Annotated in this window: 12 protein-coding genes; 10 read left to right on the forward strand and 2 right to left on the reverse strand. The window is 62.7% G+C overall.

All coding sequences use genetic code 11. The features are described 5' to 3' along the window. Positions 1-29 precede the first annotated feature (29 nt). Positions 30-485 (reverse strand): hypothetical protein, encoded by a 456-nt coding sequence (locus tag P0D87_RS12985; protein ID WP_053860470.1) that lies wholly within the window; start codon positions 483-485, stop codon positions 30-32. Between the two features lie 317 nt (positions 486-802). Further along, on the reverse strand, positions 803-1,657 hold the full coding sequence (locus tag P0D87_RS12990) for a DUF2092 domain-containing protein (protein ID WP_321175847.1): 855 nt from the start codon (positions 1,655-1,657) through the stop codon (positions 803-805). Between the two features lie 1,343 nt (positions 1,658-3,000). Here P0D87_RS12990 and P0D87_RS12995 point away from each other — a divergent pair. The 10 genes from P0D87_RS12995 to P0D87_RS13040 all read left to right on the forward strand — a co-directional run bounded on the left by P0D87_RS12995 (position 3,001) and on the right by P0D87_RS13040 (position 16,231). Then, complete coding sequence (locus P0D87_RS12995) at positions 3,001-5,712, forward strand: TonB-dependent receptor plug domain-containing protein (RefSeq protein WP_053860472.1); 2,712 nt, start codon at positions 3,001-3,003, stop codon at positions 5,710-5,712. A 116-nt stretch (positions 5,713-5,828) separates the two neighbouring features. Next, positions 5,829-6,440, forward strand: a complete 612-nt coding sequence (locus P0D87_RS13000; RefSeq protein WP_006051606.1) for a MotA/TolQ/ExbB proton channel family protein — start codon at positions 5,829-5,831, stop codon at positions 6,438-6,440. 22 nt (positions 6,441-6,462) lie between these two features. After that, positions 6,463-6,882: an ExbD/TolR family protein gene (locus tag P0D87_RS13005; protein WP_006051605.1), complete on the forward strand. Its 420-nt coding sequence runs from the start codon at positions 6,463-6,465 to the stop codon at positions 6,880-6,882. Further along, entirely contained in the window at positions 6,879-7,646 is a 768-nt protein-coding gene (locus tag P0D87_RS13010; protein WP_053860473.1) for a TonB family protein, read from the forward strand. Before P0D87_RS13005 ends, P0D87_RS13010 begins: the two co-directional genes overlap by 4 nt. Before the next feature lie 115 nt (positions 7,647-7,761). Further along, positions 7,762-9,630: an extracellular solute-binding protein gene (locus tag P0D87_RS13015; protein ID WP_053860474.1), complete on the forward strand. Its 1,869-nt coding sequence runs from the start codon at positions 7,762-7,764 to the stop codon at positions 9,628-9,630. 34 nt (positions 9,631-9,664) lie between these two features. Beyond that, complete coding sequence (locus tag P0D87_RS13020) at positions 9,665-10,717, forward strand: microcin C ABC transporter permease YejB (protein ID WP_006051602.1); 1,053 nt, start codon at positions 9,665-9,667, stop codon at positions 10,715-10,717. Beyond that, on the forward strand, positions 10,671-11,786 hold the full coding sequence (locus P0D87_RS13025) for an ABC transporter permease (protein ID WP_053860475.1): 1,116 nt from the start codon (positions 10,671-10,673) through the stop codon (positions 11,784-11,786). Before P0D87_RS13020 ends, P0D87_RS13025 begins: the two co-directional genes overlap by 47 nt. Beyond that, the gene (locus tag P0D87_RS13030; protein ID WP_053860476.1) at positions 11,783-13,441 is read left to right on the forward strand and encodes an ABC transporter ATP-binding protein; all 1,659 of its coding nucleotides are present in this window, start codon (positions 11,783-11,785) and stop codon (positions 13,439-13,441) included. Before P0D87_RS13025 ends, P0D87_RS13030 begins: the two co-directional genes overlap by 4 nt. Further along, entirely contained in the window at positions 13,434-14,870 is a 1,437-nt protein-coding gene (locus P0D87_RS13035) for a TldD/PmbA family protein (protein WP_053860477.1), read from the forward strand. Before P0D87_RS13030 ends, P0D87_RS13035 begins: the two co-directional genes overlap by 8 nt. Then, positions 14,870-16,231 (forward strand): metallopeptidase TldD-related protein, encoded by a 1,362-nt coding sequence (locus P0D87_RS13040; RefSeq protein WP_053860478.1) that lies wholly within the window; start codon positions 14,870-14,872, stop codon positions 16,229-16,231. The genes P0D87_RS13035 and P0D87_RS13040 overlap by 1 nt, the downstream gene beginning before the upstream one ends. The last annotated feature ends 3 nt before the right edge of the window (positions 16,232-16,234 follow it).

Genomic DNA, 16,234 nt, shown 5'->3' on the forward strand with positions numbered 1-16,234 from the left:
ACCGCCAGCCGTGCGAGAGGCGACCGCGATCAATATCCAGGCGGTGGCGGAACTTGTGTGTACACCACGCCGCCGCTGCCATACCCCGTCGCGAACCACGTCGCGCCGCACTTATAGTACGGCACCTCGTTAACGGCGATTGGTGCGACGTTGCACGGCGGCGCGACAGGCGCAGGCGCTGCGACAACCGCAGCGGTTGTGGGCGGCGGTGCGGTTGCGGCAGCGGTCGCACCAACCACCATTGCCCCGGCCACAAATCCGACTGCCGCAGAGCCGCCGTCCCAATCCGAGTTGGAGCAGTTGTTGCAATCGCCATGGTAGTTGTTCTGCACGTTGCTCACGGTGTTAGCCCGCGTGTTCTGCATCTCCTTAGCGGTGGATTGACGTGCACCCTGGTTCTGGCTCGACGCAGCCTGGCGCTGGGACTGGTTCTGGCTCGCGCTCTGCTGGCGGTTCGCCTGGTTCTGGCTGGAGGTTGCCTGCATCGAACTCGCTGAACTCTGACGCGCGCTCTGATTCGCACTTGATGTCGAGGTCGCTGTAGCCTGGCGAGAGGTCTGCCGTTGTTGGGCCGTTGCCTGCTGTCCGCCGCGAGATCGTGAACCGCCTTGCACAGCGGTCGAGCCGCCGGAAGAGAGGCCCCCAGCCGACGCTGCCCCGCCACGCGAAAAGCCACCTTCGCCGCCGCCGCCACGGGCGCCACCACCTCGCTCGCCTCGTGCATCGACCTGGTTGATCATCCCCAACGTGAGCACTGCGGCGAACAACGCCGCAATGGCACGGTCCCACGGTCCTGTTTTCATTATTTGGCTCCCTTCTTCGCAGACGACTGGCGAGCCGTGTGCGACGCACGCGGGAGTTGCGCTGCGAACGCGACTTTCTGCAGGCCCTCGGGGACCTGTGCCGAGAAGGTCGCATTGTTAAGTTGGGGCGCGAGATTCCAGTCGATAAAATCCGCCCAGAACTGGGGCTGGCCTACAGCCTTCTTGTAAGTCAGTACGATCCGCTGCAGCAGGGGCTTGTCGCCATCGGCTACCCACACCTGAAAATCCACCGTGTCGGTACGCGCGGCCAGATGATGGGACGCAGTTCCGTAGATACTCGTCTTCTCGACATAGTCCACCGAACCTACCCTGGTTTGCAATTCTTCTGGCAACCGGTTCAACAGCAGCGCAGCGAGCGGCAGGCGCATGCCGAGATCCTTGACGAAATACACGATGCTCTGGTCCAGCGCACCTGGTTGCGGCGCAGTCGCATAGACTTTGCTGGCGAGATCGACCAGAACGATCTCTTTTCCAGTCAGGACAACTAGTGTTTTTGCGCCATCGCTGCGCTCGGTTTCTACTCGCATGCGATCCGGCCGGCTCAACGTAACGGTGCGGTATTCGCCGAATTCGATTTTTTGCCCAGACGGCTGCTCCGCGTCGTAGCCGCTGCGCACACCGACACGAAAGTTCTGCGTCCCGCCAAGGAACTGCGCCATTTTCATGAGAATCGCGCGAGCCTCGGCTTGTGAGGCGGTTTCAGGCTGAACTCGCGCGGCACGCACCGGCGGTTCTTTTTGCCCGGAGGCAGGATAGGCGTGAGGAGCGCTGCTCAATAGCAGAACTAATAGCAAGCTCGCCCACGATGAGCGGCGCAATAAGTTAGTGATCAATTTATTAACTCCTCAACTGGAACAGCCCTGAGAGCTGTCGGTCCGCCCATATAAAGAATAGTGGATTACAAAGTTTTTACCATGCAAGGATGCGCATCTTAGCCAGCTAACGCGCAGCCAGGGTCTGATCAGGTGTGGTCATGGTTGCTCGATTTCGAGCCACGTGAAGTGTATTTCCGCCGGCCGTCTAGGCGTCTTGCCGGTACCGAAGGATTGGCTTATGGATTTAAAGCCCATCGGACTACGAATGATTTGCGAAGGGATGGTCTCAAGCCACGCGGGCGTTGCTCTAAACGGGTGCTCGAACCTGAGCCGGCACCAACGACTTGCGCCCCACCATTGCATCGCAACAAGCAAGCGCACCGTCTATCTGCCACTCGCATTGCGCTTAGTCTCGTTGCGATAGCTCACCCTTCACAGGCAGTGAAAAGCACCGGAAAATTCGAAAGCCCTAGAACGATCCATCTAATGACAGGTGCGGTGCAAGTTTGAAACAACGGCATCAAAAAAAGTTTGACGACCGATTTTGATTTGTTATTGTCCCTGTCCATTGAGCGCTTTGGTAACACGCAGCGCGCGGCCGTGAGATCCGTGAGTTTCTATCTCCACGCTTTTCCCGCCTGAGCAAAAGTCAGCGTTCCGGTATTCGGACGCCGCTTTCGCTCGCGCTCGAAAGTCGTGGCCGGGTTCGCGTCGTATGGGACACGTCGGACGAGACACTGTGCGGCGTCCATACACCAGATGAAGCCTGGCCAAAAAGGCATCAAACAAGATTTGTATATATCAAACAAATTTTGACTCCGCGTTTCTGGCTTGCTATGTTTCATCCCACCCAAGGTAAGGGCCGCCATGCGCATGCAGGCGTTCCTGGCCGCGCAACGAAGATGGTAGCCAGGTGTCCGCAAACCTTTCGATAGGCTGACGAACCCACCGGCAAGCCGCGGCGCGCGAACCGGGGGCGAGTCCTGCCTGACCGGAGGCGGGGAGAAGAAAGCTTAGGCATCCGTACTAGTTACCGGCTGCGCAAGTGATACAGGCGATGCGAAAAAGTCGAATGCCCAACGCTTCGAATTTTTATCTAACCTGAAATGTTCCAGAAAGAAAATACCTTTCATTTTGTTATTTAGTTAGGCATCCATATTTTAAGGCCATTGAATAGATGGCTGATCTCTGATTTAACAAAAGTGCACCTGATTAGATTTATCCGTTTTGGACTTATTTGCACACATGCGGGGCATATCCGGTAAAGCGTGGTGCGTCGGCGTTGTAAAAAAGGCGGAGAAGTCCATAAGACTTTTCTTTGCACAACAGGTGTGGTCTTACTGACAAGTGAGAAGGGGAAAATGAAACAAAGGGCATTGGCGTTGGCCATCAGAAAAATGCTTTGGGCAGAACTTGCGCTGTCAGCGGCGATTGCCGCACCCGCGTTTGCACAAAGCCAACCGGCCCCGACCGGTAGTACCGCAGCCGCCACGACGTCGGAAGCCGCGCCGGCCGCGCCGGCCGCGACGGACACGGGTAACGTCACGAAGATGCAGCGCGTGGAAGTCACCGGTTCGCTGATTCGCACGTCGGACAAGGTCGGCAACACGGAAGTGCAGACCATCACGCCCAAGGAAATCGAGCAAAGCGGTTATACGACGGTGGCCGATTTCCTGCGCGGCACGTCGGCGAATTCGGGCAGCAGCTGGGGCCAAACGACCATGAACAGCTCGGCGCAAGGTGGCGGCGGCATCGCGCTGCGCGGCTTGAGTGAGAAGTACACACTGGTCCTGGTCGACGGCCAGCGCGTCGCCAATTACGGCAAGGCGGTCAACTTCACGGACACCTTCTTCGACGTCAATTCGATTCCGCTCAACATGGTGGATCACATCGATATCGTGAAGACCGGCGCCGTGTCTGTGTACGGCTCGGACGCGATTGCGGGCGTGGTCAATATCATCACGAAGAAGAACTTCCAGGGCCTGCAGATAGACGGCCAGCTCGGCAAGGCGCAGCATCCTGGCGATGCCCAGGGCAACTTCGGCGTGCTCGGCGGCTTCGGCGATCTGAACGCGGATCGCTTCAACGTGACCGCCGCGGCAAGCTACTACCGCGACAGCGGATCGTCGCTGGCGGACCGGTCGATGACGGCCAATCAGGACTTCAGCCAGTTCCCCGGCGGCCTGGCAGGCCCGCTCGGCCCCAATCAGCAGTCTTACTGGACAGCACCCGACGGCACCCAGACCGCGCTCAGCCCATGCCCGCCCGGCAGCGTCTCGGCAAACGGCGGCGCGACGTGCAAGAGCAACCCCGCCAGCGCGACATCGCTGGTTCCGTCCACCACGCGTCTGAATGCGAAGGTGCACGGCACCTTCAAAATTAACGACGACGTGCAGGCCTACGCGGACTTGTGGGTGAGCCGCAATGAAACGGTGCAGAACGAAGGCCCGGCCGTGCTTGCAAGCACGACCAACGCGTTCAATCCGGCGACCGGCTCCGCGTTGCCGCTGTCGCGAACCGTCCCGGGAAGCAATCCGTACAACCCGTTCGGCGCGCCGGCGCAAATCAATTACACGTTCCCGAATACGGTTTCAGCCGATACGGTGTCCACATTCTGGCGCGCGACGACCGGCGTGAAGGGCTCGTTCACCACGCAGAAGTTCGGCGACTGGGACTGGTCCGCGGACTACGGCCATTCGCAAAGCACGGTCGACACGACGTACAGGAATGCCCTGAACGTGGCGGGTGTCGAGAACATCTTGCAGAACGGCGTTTATGATTTCTCGAATCCGTCGGCCACGCCTAACGGATTGAACGGCGTGTTCCAGAACGACTACGAGCAGGCCATCTCCAAGCTCGACAGCGTGACGGCCAAAACCTCCACGGGCAATCTCTTCAACTTGCCGGGCGGGCCTGTGGGCGTCGGCTTCGGCACGGAGTTCCGTCACGAGAGCTCGCTGATCAATTCGCGCACCTACAGCGCGCTCGGCATCACGGCGCCGGCCAACGTGCAAACGGTCGACGGCGAGCGCAACGTGGCCGCGGTCTACTACCAGATCGACATTCCGATCATCCGCAACCTGACGTTCACGCAGGCCGGCCGTTACGACCACTACAGCGACTTTGGCGGCGCGTTTTCGCCGAGCTTCGCGCTGCGCTTTCAGCCGGTGCAGGCGCTCACGACATTCGCGTCGTACAGCCGTGGTTTCCGTGCGCCGACGCTCGTCGAAAATTCGCAGGCGACCTATCTCGCGCACCAGAATCTGGTGGACCCGAACGACCCGAGCGGCGTGCCGACCAAGCACTTCACGACCGAACAGGTGAACGGCAATCCGAACCTCGGGCCCGAGCGGACCAAGAACTACAACATCGGCTTCCAGCTATCGCCGGACTCGTCGACGGATATCGGCGCGGCGTTCTACAAGATCCATATCGACGGAGTGATCGGCACCAACGACCCGAACGCGGTGATCAACGCGAACGATCCGTCGACGGTGATTCGCAATGCGGACGGCACGGTAGCGTACATCAAGGAACAGTTCGTCAATCTTGGCTCGCTCGACACCGACGGCTTCGACATGAACTTCCGCAAGTCGGTCGGCACGAAGTACGGCACCTTCACGCTCGCGGGCGACTGGGCCTATGTATGGCACTTCAAGCTCAATAGTCCGGGCGCGCCCACTCAGGATTTCGCCGGCAACAATCTCGCGCTGCTGCAACCGTTCGGTGCGAGCAATCCGCGCTGGAAGGGCAATACGAGCCTGAGTTGGGACTACCGCAAGTTCACGACGACGCTCACCTGGCAATACACCGGCCCGTACACCAACGCGGTGGCGGACGAGTTCGGCGACGGCGGCACCTTGTCTGTCGCTTCGTATAGCCAGTTCAACCTGATGGCCACGTATCGCGGCTTCAAGCACTGGACCATCTACGGCGGCATCAACAACATCTTCGATCGCAAGCCGCCGTTCGACGTGGAGTGGCAGGCCACGCCGGATATCACCGGCTACGACCAGTCGCTTTACACCAACATTGGCCGCTTCTTCCAGGTCGGCGCGACGTATCGCTTCTAGCCCGCGCGATGTCTGTTTTAGAAACGCAGTCTGTCTAGTCTGGTCGGTCGCCGCCTCGGCTCAGGTCTTCGGACCGAGGCGGCTCAACTTTGTTAAAGACGTAACCGGAGTTTTTCGTGCTCAATACCCTTATCAACTATTCGGTTCAATCGATGGGCCTGATTCCGCTTCTGGCCTTCATCTTCCTGCTGGGCATCTCGATCATCGTCGAGCGTTTCATGTTTTTCTCGCGAGCGGTCAAGGCAGGCAAGACGCTCGAACACGATCTGAAGATGGTCGAGCCGGCCAACCTGTCCGACGCGCAAAAGGTCGCCGAACATTACGGACAGACCGTGCAAGGGGAACTCGTCAAAAGCGCGCTGAAAGTGCGGGGCAAACCGGAAGCGGTGGTCGAGCGCGAACTCGAGGAAACCATCATGTTCCAGATGCCGCGGCTCGACCGGAACCTGTGGATTCTCGACACGGCGGTCACGCTCGGCCCGCTGCTCGGTCTGCTGGGCACGATCATCGGCATGGTGGAGTCGTTCAACGTGCTCGGCACGAGCGGCACTGCGAACCCCAACGGCGTGACGGGCGGCATCGGCCATGCGCTGACGGCCACCGCCTGCGGCCTGACGATCGCGATTGTCTGCGTGATCTTTCTGAACTACTTCAACAAGCGCATCCGCATGACGGTGAATCAGTTCGATCTGATCAAGTCGCTGCTCGTGTCGCGGTTCGCCGCCTGAATGCGCGCTAAGGAGAACGATCATGCGTAACCATCGCAGCCATTACCTGGGCGCGGAAGAGAAGGCGCGCATCGAGATCATTCCGATGATCGACATCATGATGTTCCTGCTGGTGTTCTTCATGCTGGCCACGCTGAAGATGATCCAGGGCGCGGGCATCAAACTCGACCTGCCGCAATCGAGCACGGCGGAGCAGTTGCAGCAGACGGTGAAGGTGTCCATCGGCGTCACCAAGACCGACGAAATCTATCTCGACGCAAAGCCGGTCACGCCGACAGAGCTGACCGCGCATCTGCAAGGGCTCGTGCACGATTCGAAGAAGGTCGACGTGGCGATCGCGGGCGACGAAGGCACGAGCTACAAGAACATCGTCAAGGTCATGGATCTGGTGCGCGCGGCGGGCATCAGCTCCGTTGCACTGGCAACGAACCCGACGACATGAGCTCTCCGGTACTCGACATGAAAGACCCGCAAAGCCGTCTGAACGGCGCGCTATGGGCGTCGTCCAATCCGGCGCATCATGGCCGCATGTCCATGAAGACAGCGCTCGCGATCGCGCTCGTTGTCGAACTGCTGATCGTCGCGGGGCTCTCGCACGTGAGCTTCAAACAGGAGCCGCCGCCCGCGCGCGAAGTCATGCAGGTGACCATGGCGCCGCCACCGCCGCCGCCGCCCGAGGTGAAGAAGCTCGAACCGCCGCCTGCGCCGACGCCGGTGAAGCCGCCGCCCAAACCGCAGCAGCCCAGGCCGTTGCCGGTGGCGAAGCCGCCGCCTGCGTTGCCGTCCGCGACGCCTAAGCCCGCCAACATCGCGCCCGCTGCGAATCCGAGCGCGAATGCGCCTGCGCTCGCCACCGCCAATGCAACGCCAGGTCCCGCTACGGCGCCGGCGGCTCCGCCCGCGCCGGTGGCGCCGCCCGCGTTGCACGGCGTGGTCGACGGACGCGGTCACTGTCAGGCGGTGCAGCCGCAGATTCCGCGCCGCGCGCTGCAAGACGGTATCTCGGCGACCGTGATCGCGCATCTGTCGATTAGCCCGGACGGCAGCGTGAGCGACGTCAAGATCGTGCGCGTGACGCCGCCGACCTCGGTCTTCAACGACGCGGTCGTCACTGCGGCGAAGGCATACCGGTGCGAGAAGAATGCCGAGCCGTACGTCGGCGAAGTGGCGTTCTCGTTCAAGACCACGCCGGCCGACGACGAGTAACGCGGCATCAGCATTGGAGCAGCGGCGTGCGCGATGAGCATCATCATCGTCGCGCCGGTTCGATGTATCGCGCGCCGGCTCGCAAGCGGCGCGCGACCTCTGGCATTTGAAACAGATGACACCTGTGAAGTTTCGCTGGCCGCGCGCTGTCGGCCTGAGCCTTGCGTTCGGTGTGCTGTGCGCGGGCGCGCACGCGAAGCCCTCCATATCGCAATACGACGAGCCGAAATACGCCGCGAATTTCACGCATTTCGACTACGCCGATCCCACGGCGCGCACGGACGGCACACTGAATTTTCAGAACTACAACGAATTGCAAAGCTACGATTCGATGAATCCGTTCCTCGTGCGCGGCGCGCCCGCGCCGGACGTGCTGCATCTGATGTTCGACACGCTGATGCAGCGAAGCTGGGACGAACTCGCGTCGGAGTATCCGTTGATCGCGAACGATGTCGAAGTCGCGCCCGACCTCTCGTCCGCGACGTTTCACATCGACCCGGCCGCGCGCTTTTCGAACGGCGATCCGATCACGGCAGCCGATGTCAAATATTCGTTCGACACGTTGACGAGCCCGCACGCCTCGCCGATGTTCAACGCGCAGTTCGCGGTGATCAGGCGCGCGGTGGTTATCGATCGCGCGACGGTGCGCTTCGACTTCCGGCACGCCGAACGCGACGCGCCGCTCATCGCGGGCGACTTGCCGGTGTTCTCGCCGAAATGGGGGATGCGTGCTGACGGCACGCGTCCGCCGTTCGATCAGATCGCGAACGAGCCGCCGATATCGAGCGGCCCGTATCTCGTCGAGTCGCGCAAGAACGACAAGGAAATCACCTATCGGCGCAACCCCGCCTATTGGGCGGCGGACCTGCCGTCGCGGCGCGGCATGTACCGCTTCGCGCACATCACGTTCAAGCTGTATCGCGACCATTACACGCAACTGGAGGCGTTCAAGGCGGGCGACGCCGACGCGATCGTCGAATACAGCGCGACGCAATGGGCGCGCAAGTACGTGGGCAAGAACTTCGCAAACGGCCTGCTGAAAAAAGGCAATTTCGCGGACGGCCCCGCGCAGATGCAGGGCATGCTGATGAACCTGCGCAAGCCGATGTTCCAGGACGTGCGCGTGCGCCACGCGCTGACGCTCGCGTTCGACTACGACTGGATGAACCGCATGATGTTTTACGGCCAGTACAGGCGCACGAAAAGCTATTTCGATGCGAGTCCGTTTGGTGCGACCGGCATGCCGGGACCGAAGGAACTCGCGCTGCTCGAACCGTTCCGCGCGAGTCTGCCGCCCGAAGTGTTCGGGTCCATGCTGCCGCCGCCCAACACGTTGCCGCCGAACTCGCTGCGCGGCAATCTGCGCGTCGCCCGCGATCTGCTTGCTCAAGCCGGCTGGCACTATCGCGACGGCGCGCTGCGCGATCAGCACGGCACGCCGATGACGATCGAGATCATCGACGATCAGCCGGGCATGGACCGTCTGATTCTGCCGTACATGCAGGCGCTCGCGAATCTCGGCATAGACGCGCATTTGCGCGAGATCGACAGTGCGTTGTATCAGAAGCGGATCGACAACTTCCAGTTCGATATGACCACGTACATCTATCCGCCGGTGACGATTCCGGGCGTGGAACTGGAACGGCGCTTCGGCAGCGCGGCGGCTTCGCAGGTGGGCTCGGAGAACTATTCTGGGATTCGCTCGCCCGCGGTCGATTCGCTGATTCGCGCGGCGCTCGCCGCGACCACGCTCGACGATCTGCAGGCGGCGACCCGCGCGCTGGACCGTGTGCTGATCAACTCGTATTACCTCGTGCCCGAGTATTACGCGCCGGGGGCGCGCATCGGCTACAAGACGACGCTCGGGTTCCCCGACGTCGTGCCGGCGTCGTATGGATACGAGGACTGGGTGATCAGCTACTGGTTCGCAAGACGCCCGCGCGGCGACGCGGCCACGGCGACAGTCACATCCGCGGCTCACTAGCCGTTATCGAGGGATCGAGGAATCGAGGAACAGCATGCTTGCCTACATTCTCAGACGATTGTTGTTGATGGTGCCGACGCTCCTTGGCGTCGTCACGCTCACGTTCGTCGTCACGCAGTTCGTGCCGGGTGGGCCGGTCGAGCAGGTGATGACGCAACTCCGCCACGGCGCCGGCCGTGGCGGAGAGGCGGGCGCGGGCGGCGGCGGATATCACGGCAGTCAGGGCGTCGACCCGCAGCAGATCGCGCAGATCAGGAAAGAGTTCGGCTTCGACAAGCCGCCGCTCGAACGCTATGGGCTGATGCTCGAACACTATGCGAGCTTCGATCTCGGACAGTCGTACTACCAGCATGCGCGAGTATGGGACGTGATCCGCTCGAAGCTGCCCGTGTCGATCACGCTCGGGCTATGGACGGTGCTTCTCACGTACCTGGTCTCTGTGCCGCTTGGCATTGCCAAGGCCGTGCGCAACGGCTCGCGGTTCGACACGGCGACGAGCGTGCTCGTGCTCGCGGGCTATGCGATCCCCGGCTTCGTGCTCGGCGTTCTGCTGCTGATGCTGTTCGGCGGCGGCACTTTCTGGCAGGTGTTTCCGATGCGCGGACTCACATCGGACGACTTCGGCGAACTCAGCCTGTTCGGCAAGCTGCTCGACTATCTGTGGCATATCGTGCTGCCGGTCACGGCATCGGTGGTCGGCAATTTTGCAATCGTCACGATCCTCACGAAGAACACGTTCCTCGAGGAGATCGGCCGGCAGTACGTGCTGACCGCGCGCGCGAAGGGTGCCTCCGAGCGCGACGTGCTGTGGAAACACGTGCTGCGCAACGCCGCCATCCCGCTGTTGACCGGTTTGCCCGCCGCCTTCGTCGGCGCATTTCTGAACGGCAACCTGCTGATCGAAACATTGTTCTCACTCGACGGCATGGGCCAGCTTTCCTACGACTCCGTGATTCGCCGCGATTATCCGGTCGTGCTGGGTTCGCTGTTCCTCTTCACGCTGATCGCTCTCGTAACCAAACTCATTGCTGACGTCTGCTATGTCCTCGTCGACCCGCGCATCCAGTTCAACCGGCTGGACCGATGATGTACCCGGCGCGACGCGCCGGGCCGTGACTTCTCCGTGGCGGCGGACATGGCTGCGCTTCAGGCGGCAGCGTCTGGGCTACTGGAGCCTCGTGATCTTCATGTCGCTGTTTGTCGTGAGCCTTCTGGGCGAAGTGCTGTCGAACGACCGGCCGCTCGTGGTGCGCTACGACGGCCATTACTATTTTCCGATCGTGAAGGACTATCCGGAGACGCTCTTCGGCGGCGACTTTCCGGCGCGCGCCAATTACCTCGATCCGTACATCCGCTCGCGGCTTCAGTCGAACGGCAACTTCGCGATCTATCCGCTGAACCATTTCCGCTACGACACCATCGACTATTTCGCCGCGCATCCGTATCCCGCGCCGCCCACCGCGTCGAACTGGCTAGGCACCGATCAATACGGACGCGACGTGCTTGCGCGCCTGCTATACGGCTTCAGGCTGTCGGTGCTGATGGCGCTCGCGCTGACGGTCTCGGGCGTGCTGATCGGCGTGGCAGCGGGCGCGATACAGGGCTTCTACGGCGGCCGCACCGATCTGATCGGCCAGCGCCTGATCGAGATCTGGAGCTCGATGCCCGACCTCTATCTGCTCATCATCTTCGCGTCGATCTTCGAGCCGACGCTGTGGCTGCTGTTCATTCTTCTGTCGATGTTCGGCTGGCTCGTGCTGTCCGATTATGTGCGCGCGGAATTTCTGCGCAACCGTTCGCTCGACTACGTGAAAGCCGCCCGCACGATGGGTCTGTCGAACTCGCAGATCATCTGGCGTCACGTGTTGCCGAACAGTCTCACGCCGGTTATCACGTTTCTGCCGTTCCGCATGAGCGCCGCGATCCTGTCGCTCACGAGTCTCGATTTCCTCGGGCTCGGTGTGCCGCCGCCGACGCCGAGCCTCGGCGAGTTGTTGCAGGAGGGCAAGAACAACCTCGACGCATGGTGGATTTCGGTGTCGGCATTTGCCGCGCTGGTTGTCACGCTGCTGCTGCTGACGTTTATCGGCGACGCGTTGCGCAATGCGCTCGACACGCGTTCGCGCGGCTCGGCATTCGGTGGAGCGCCGCGATGAACCGCACTGCAAACGAGCGGCCCTTGCTCGAAATCGAAGGCTTTTCCGCGCGCTTCGGCGACAGGCTAGCGGTTCGCGATCTGAGTCTGTCTATCGCGCGCGGCGAGCGCGTCGCGCTGGTCGGCGAATCGGGTTCGGGCAAGAGCGTCACCGCGCTGTCCATCCTGCGGCTCGTCGATCATGCGGAACTCGGCGGGCGCATTCTGCTCGACGGCGACGACCTGTTGCGCAAGACCGAGCAGGAGATGCGCGGCGTGCGCGGGGCGGACGTGGCCATGGTGTTTCAGGAACCGATGACCGCGCTCAATCCGCTCTTCACGATCGGCAAGCAGATCGCCGAAAGCGTGCGTTTGCACGAGGGCGTGCGGCCCAACGCGGCGCGGGCGCGCGGCATCGAACTGCTCAGACGCACGGGCATTCCCGAGCCCGAGCGGCGCATCGACAGTTTTCCGCATCAGTTGTCGGGTGGCCAGCGTCAGCGCGCGATGATCGCCATGGCGCTCGCATGCCGTCCGCGTCTGCTTCTCGCCGACGAGCCCACGACCGCGCTCGACGTGACCGTGCGCCAGCAGATCGTCGATCTGCTGATCGAGCTTCAGGAACAGGAAGCCGCCGAGCGCGGCATGGCCGTGCTGCTGATCACACACGACCTGAACCTCGTCAGACGCTTTGCGCAGCGCGTCGCGGTCATGGAGAAGGGCGTGCTCGTCGAAACCAATACGACGGAGGCACTGTTCGGCGATCCGCAGCATCCCTACACGCAGCGCCTGCTCGACAGCGAGCCGCGCCGTTCGATTGCGCCGCTCGCCAAAGGCGCGCGCCGTCTGCTCGAAGTGCAAGGCTTGTGCGTCGACTACAGCACGCCCGCGAAGGGCTGGCGCTCGCTGGTCCGACGCTCGACATTTCGCGCGGTGCATGACGTCGATCTCAGCTTGCGGCGCGGCGAAACGCTCGGCATTGCCGGCGAATCGGGCTCGGGCAAGTCGACGCTCGCAGCCACCGTACTGGGCTTGCAGCGCGCGGCCGCGGGTCATGTTCATATCGACGGCATGCCGCTGTCCACGCTGAGATCCGCAAGTTCCCGGCGGGCCTTGTATTCGCGCATGCAGGTCGTCTTTCAGGACCCGTTCGGTTCGCTGTCGCCGCGCATGACGGTCGAGCAGATCGTCGGTGAAGGGCTCGCCGTGCATCGCCCGGAGATCGACGCGAAAGCGCGGCGCGCGCGAGTCGCCAGTTTGCTGGACGAAGTGGGGCTCCCCGCCGATGCCATGCCGCGTTACCCGCATGAATTTTCGGGCGGGCAGCGTCAGCGGATCGCCATCGCGCGCGCACTTGCAGTCGAGCCGGAACTGCTGGTGCTCGATGAACCGACGAGCGCGCTCGACGTGTCGATCCAGCAACAGGTGCTCGCGCTGCTGGTACATTTACAGAACACGCGCAAGCTGAGCTACCTTCTCATCACGCACGACCTGGCGGTTATGCGGGCCGTCGCGCATCGCGTGATCGTGATGAAGTCGGGGCGCGTCGTGGAGAGCGGCGACACGCTCGACGTGCTGCGCGCGCCGTCGCATCCCTACACGCGCTCGCTGCTGGCCTCGTCGCTGCTGTCGCCACTGCCTGAGCCCACGCCAAACCTACGGAGCCTGAATGATTGACGAATGCTGGGTGCAAGCCGCCCGTTCACTGACGAGCCGCGCCGGGTTCTGGTCGCTGCGCATTGTCGATGAGCGGATCGACGATCACGAAGTTCGCAACGACGTCGCGCAGCCGCTGCGCACCGTGCGCGATCGGGGTGCGATGCTGATCGCGTGGGTCGGGGCGGGGGCCGGTTATGCGGCGACGGCCAACCTGTCGGCGGCGGGCCTTCAACATGCGCTCGACCTTGCAAGCGCGCGTGCCGAGGCGAGTGCGGCATTGTCGTTGATCGATCATCGCGAGGTGGCGCGGCCGTCGGTGAGCGGCGAATATGTGTCGCCGAATGCGCAGCACGCGCTGCCGGGCCGCGCGGAATGGATCGACCGCCTGAGCGCGGAATGCGCGGCTGCGAAGCTTGATCCGCGCATCGTCGAACGCGTGGCGGCGGTGCAGATCACGCATACCGATCAGTTCTATATGACCGGCGACGGCGTGCGGATCGATCAGCGCTTTCGCTTCGTGATGCCGCAACTCAGCGTGGCCGCGCATGCGGACGGCGACACGCAGGTTCGCACGCTCGGCGGCAATTACGGCACGCTTGCGCAGGGCGGCATGGACGTGCTGGCGCGTTTCGGCTTCGACGGCGCAGGTCCGCGCGTCGCCACGGAAGCATTGCAATTGCTGGCCGCGCCCAACTGCCCATCGGGCAAGCGCGATCTGCTGCTGATGCCCGACCAGATGATGTTGCAGATTCACGAGTCGATTGGGCATCCGCTGGAACTCGACCGCATTCTCGGCGACGAGCGCAACTTCGCGGGCTGGAGTTTCGTCAAGCCGGACATGTTCGGCTCGTATCGCTACGGCTCCGAACTGCTGAACGTGACCTTCGATCCTGAACTGCGCGAGGAAGCCGCGGCCTATGCATTCGACGACGACGGCACCGAAGCGCGCAAGGAATATCTGATCCGCCACGGCGTGCTGGAGCGACCGCTCGGCGGCGCGCTGTCGCAGCAACGCGCGGGCATGCCGGGCGTCGCGAATTCGCGTGCGTCGAACTGGAACCGGCCGCCCATCGACCGCATGGCGAACCTGAATATCGAACCCGGCGACAGTTCGCTCGACGAGATGATCGGCAACATTGAACACGGCATTCTGATGCGAACGAACACCTCATGGTCGATCGACGACCATCGCAACAAGTTCCAGTTCGGCTGCGAATTCGGGCAGTTGATCGAGAACGGCAAGCTCACGCAGATCGTCAAGCAGCCGAACTATCGCGGCATCTCCGCGAATTTCTGGCGCAGCCTGAGCGCCGTGGGCAACGCCGACACGCGCGAGGTGTTTGGCACGCCGATGTGCGGCAAGGGCGAGCCGGCGCAGGTCATTCGCGTGGGGCATGCGTCGCCGGCTTGCGTGTTCAGCGACGTCGACGTGTTCGGAGGCGCATGATGAACCACTTCATGTCGACGCGCGCCGGGCAACTGGTCGACTGGCAGGGGCACTTCACGTCGCTTGCCGACGCTATCGAGCGCCTTCAGCAAGGCGGCGAAACCACGCTGAGCTCGTTCGCCGGCGAGCAGTCGGACTTCATCCGCTTCAACGCGGGCAAGGTGCGCCAGAGCGGCACCGTGTCGCAAGGCAAGCTGACTTTGCGGCTGATCGACGGCGCGCGCCAGGCGTATTCCACGTTGACGGTCTGCGGCGATCTGCAGCAGGACATCGACGAAGTGAGCGCCGCGCTTGCGATGTTGCGGCAAGCGCTGCGCGATGCCGCCGACGATCCGCATCTGCTCGTCGATACGTCCGCATGGCAGCGCACGACGCGGCGTTCGGGCAAGTTGCCCGACCCGCACGGCTTGTCGCGCATCGTCGGAGAATGCGCGCGCGGCCTCGATTTCGTGGGCTTCTACGCGGGCGGCACGATCGTGCGCGGCTTTGCATCGACGCACGGCAGCCGCGGCTGGTACGAAGTGGACAACTTCAATTTTAGCTGGTCGCTGTACGACCCGAGCGGCCGCGCGATCAAAACCACTTATGCCGGCGACGACTGGAGCGATGCCGTTTTTGCGGCGAAAGTGGAGCAGGCCGCCGGGCGGCTCGCGGTGCTCGCTCGCGCACCGCGTGTGCTCGCGCCGGGCGCGTATCGCGCGTGGCTCGCGCCGGCCGCGCTCGCGGAGCTGCTTGGTGTAACGGCATGGCGCGGCTTCTCGGCGCGCGCGCAGGCCAGTTCGCGCAGCGAGTTGTACAAGCTGCACGTGGGCGAAGTCGCGCTGGACCCGCGCGTCTCGATAGCCGAGGAACTGGAGCTGGGCATCGCGCCGGCCTTCAACGAAGACGGTTATCTGCGTGAGCGGGTCGCGCTCATCGACGCGGGGCGCAGCGCCGGCACGCTGACCAACGCAAGAAGCGCACGCGAATACGGCTTGACGCCGAACGGCGCGCTTGCTGAAGAAGCGCCGACGTCGCTTGCAATGCAGGCCGGCGGTCTCGCGGATCACGAGGTTCTGGCCCGGATCGGCACGGGTCTCTATGTCGGCAACTTGTGGTACGTGAACTTTTCGGACCGCATGAATTGCCGCCTCACCGGCATGACGCGATTCGCGACGTTCTGGGTCGAGGACGGGCAGATCGTCGCGCCGCTCGACGCGATGCGCTTTGACGACAGCCTGTATCGGCTGCTCGGCAGCGAGCTCGAGGAGCTTGGCGCGCAAGCGGAATTGCTGCTCAGCGACGGCACGTGGGGCGAGCGGGCGACGGGCGGCATGCAATTGCCGGGCATTCTTACGCGTTCGTTCCAGTTGACGTTGTAGGGG

The sequence above is a fragment of the Paraburkholderia sp. RL17-368-BIF-A genome (assembly GCF_046054045.1).
GTDB classification, from domain to species: domain Bacteria; phylum Pseudomonadota; class Gammaproteobacteria; order Burkholderiales; family Burkholderiaceae; genus Paraburkholderia; species Paraburkholderia graminis.

Bases quoted from the DNA above. Each gene is read 5' to 3' on its own strand.
- P0D87_RS12985 (WP_053860470.1), bottom strand. From the start codon at position 485: ATGCAGGCAACCTCCAGCCAGAACCAGGCGAACCGCCAGCAGAGCGCG.
- P0D87_RS12995 (WP_053860472.1), top strand. From the start codon at position 3,001: ATGAAACAAAGGGCATTGGCGTTGGCCATCAGAAAAATGCTTTGGGCA.
- P0D87_RS13005 (WP_006051605.1), top strand. From the start codon at position 6,463: ATGCGTAACCATCGCAGCCATTACCTGGGCGCGGAAGAGAAGGCGCGC.
- P0D87_RS13010 (WP_053860473.1), top strand. From the start codon at position 6,879: ATGAGCTCTCCGGTACTCGACATGAAAGACCCGCAAAGCCGTCTGAAC.
- P0D87_RS13015 (WP_053860474.1), top strand. From the start codon at position 7,762: ATGACACCTGTGAAGTTTCGCTGGCCGCGCGCTGTCGGCCTGAGCCTT.
- P0D87_RS13020 (WP_006051602.1), top strand. From the start codon at position 9,665: ATGCTTGCCTACATTCTCAGACGATTGTTGTTGATGGTGCCGACGCTC.
- P0D87_RS13025 (WP_053860475.1), top strand. From the start codon at position 10,671: ATGTCCTCGTCGACCCGCGCATCCAGTTCAACCGGCTGGACCGATGAT.
- P0D87_RS13030 (WP_053860476.1), top strand. From the start codon at position 11,783: ATGAACCGCACTGCAAACGAGCGGCCCTTGCTCGAAATCGAAGGCTTT.
- P0D87_RS13035 (WP_053860477.1), top strand. From the start codon at position 13,434: ATGATTGACGAATGCTGGGTGCAAGCCGCCCGTTCACTGACGAGCCGC.
- P0D87_RS13040 (WP_053860478.1), top strand. From the start codon at position 14,870: ATGAACCACTTCATGTCGACGCGCGCCGGGCAACTGGTCGACTGGCAG.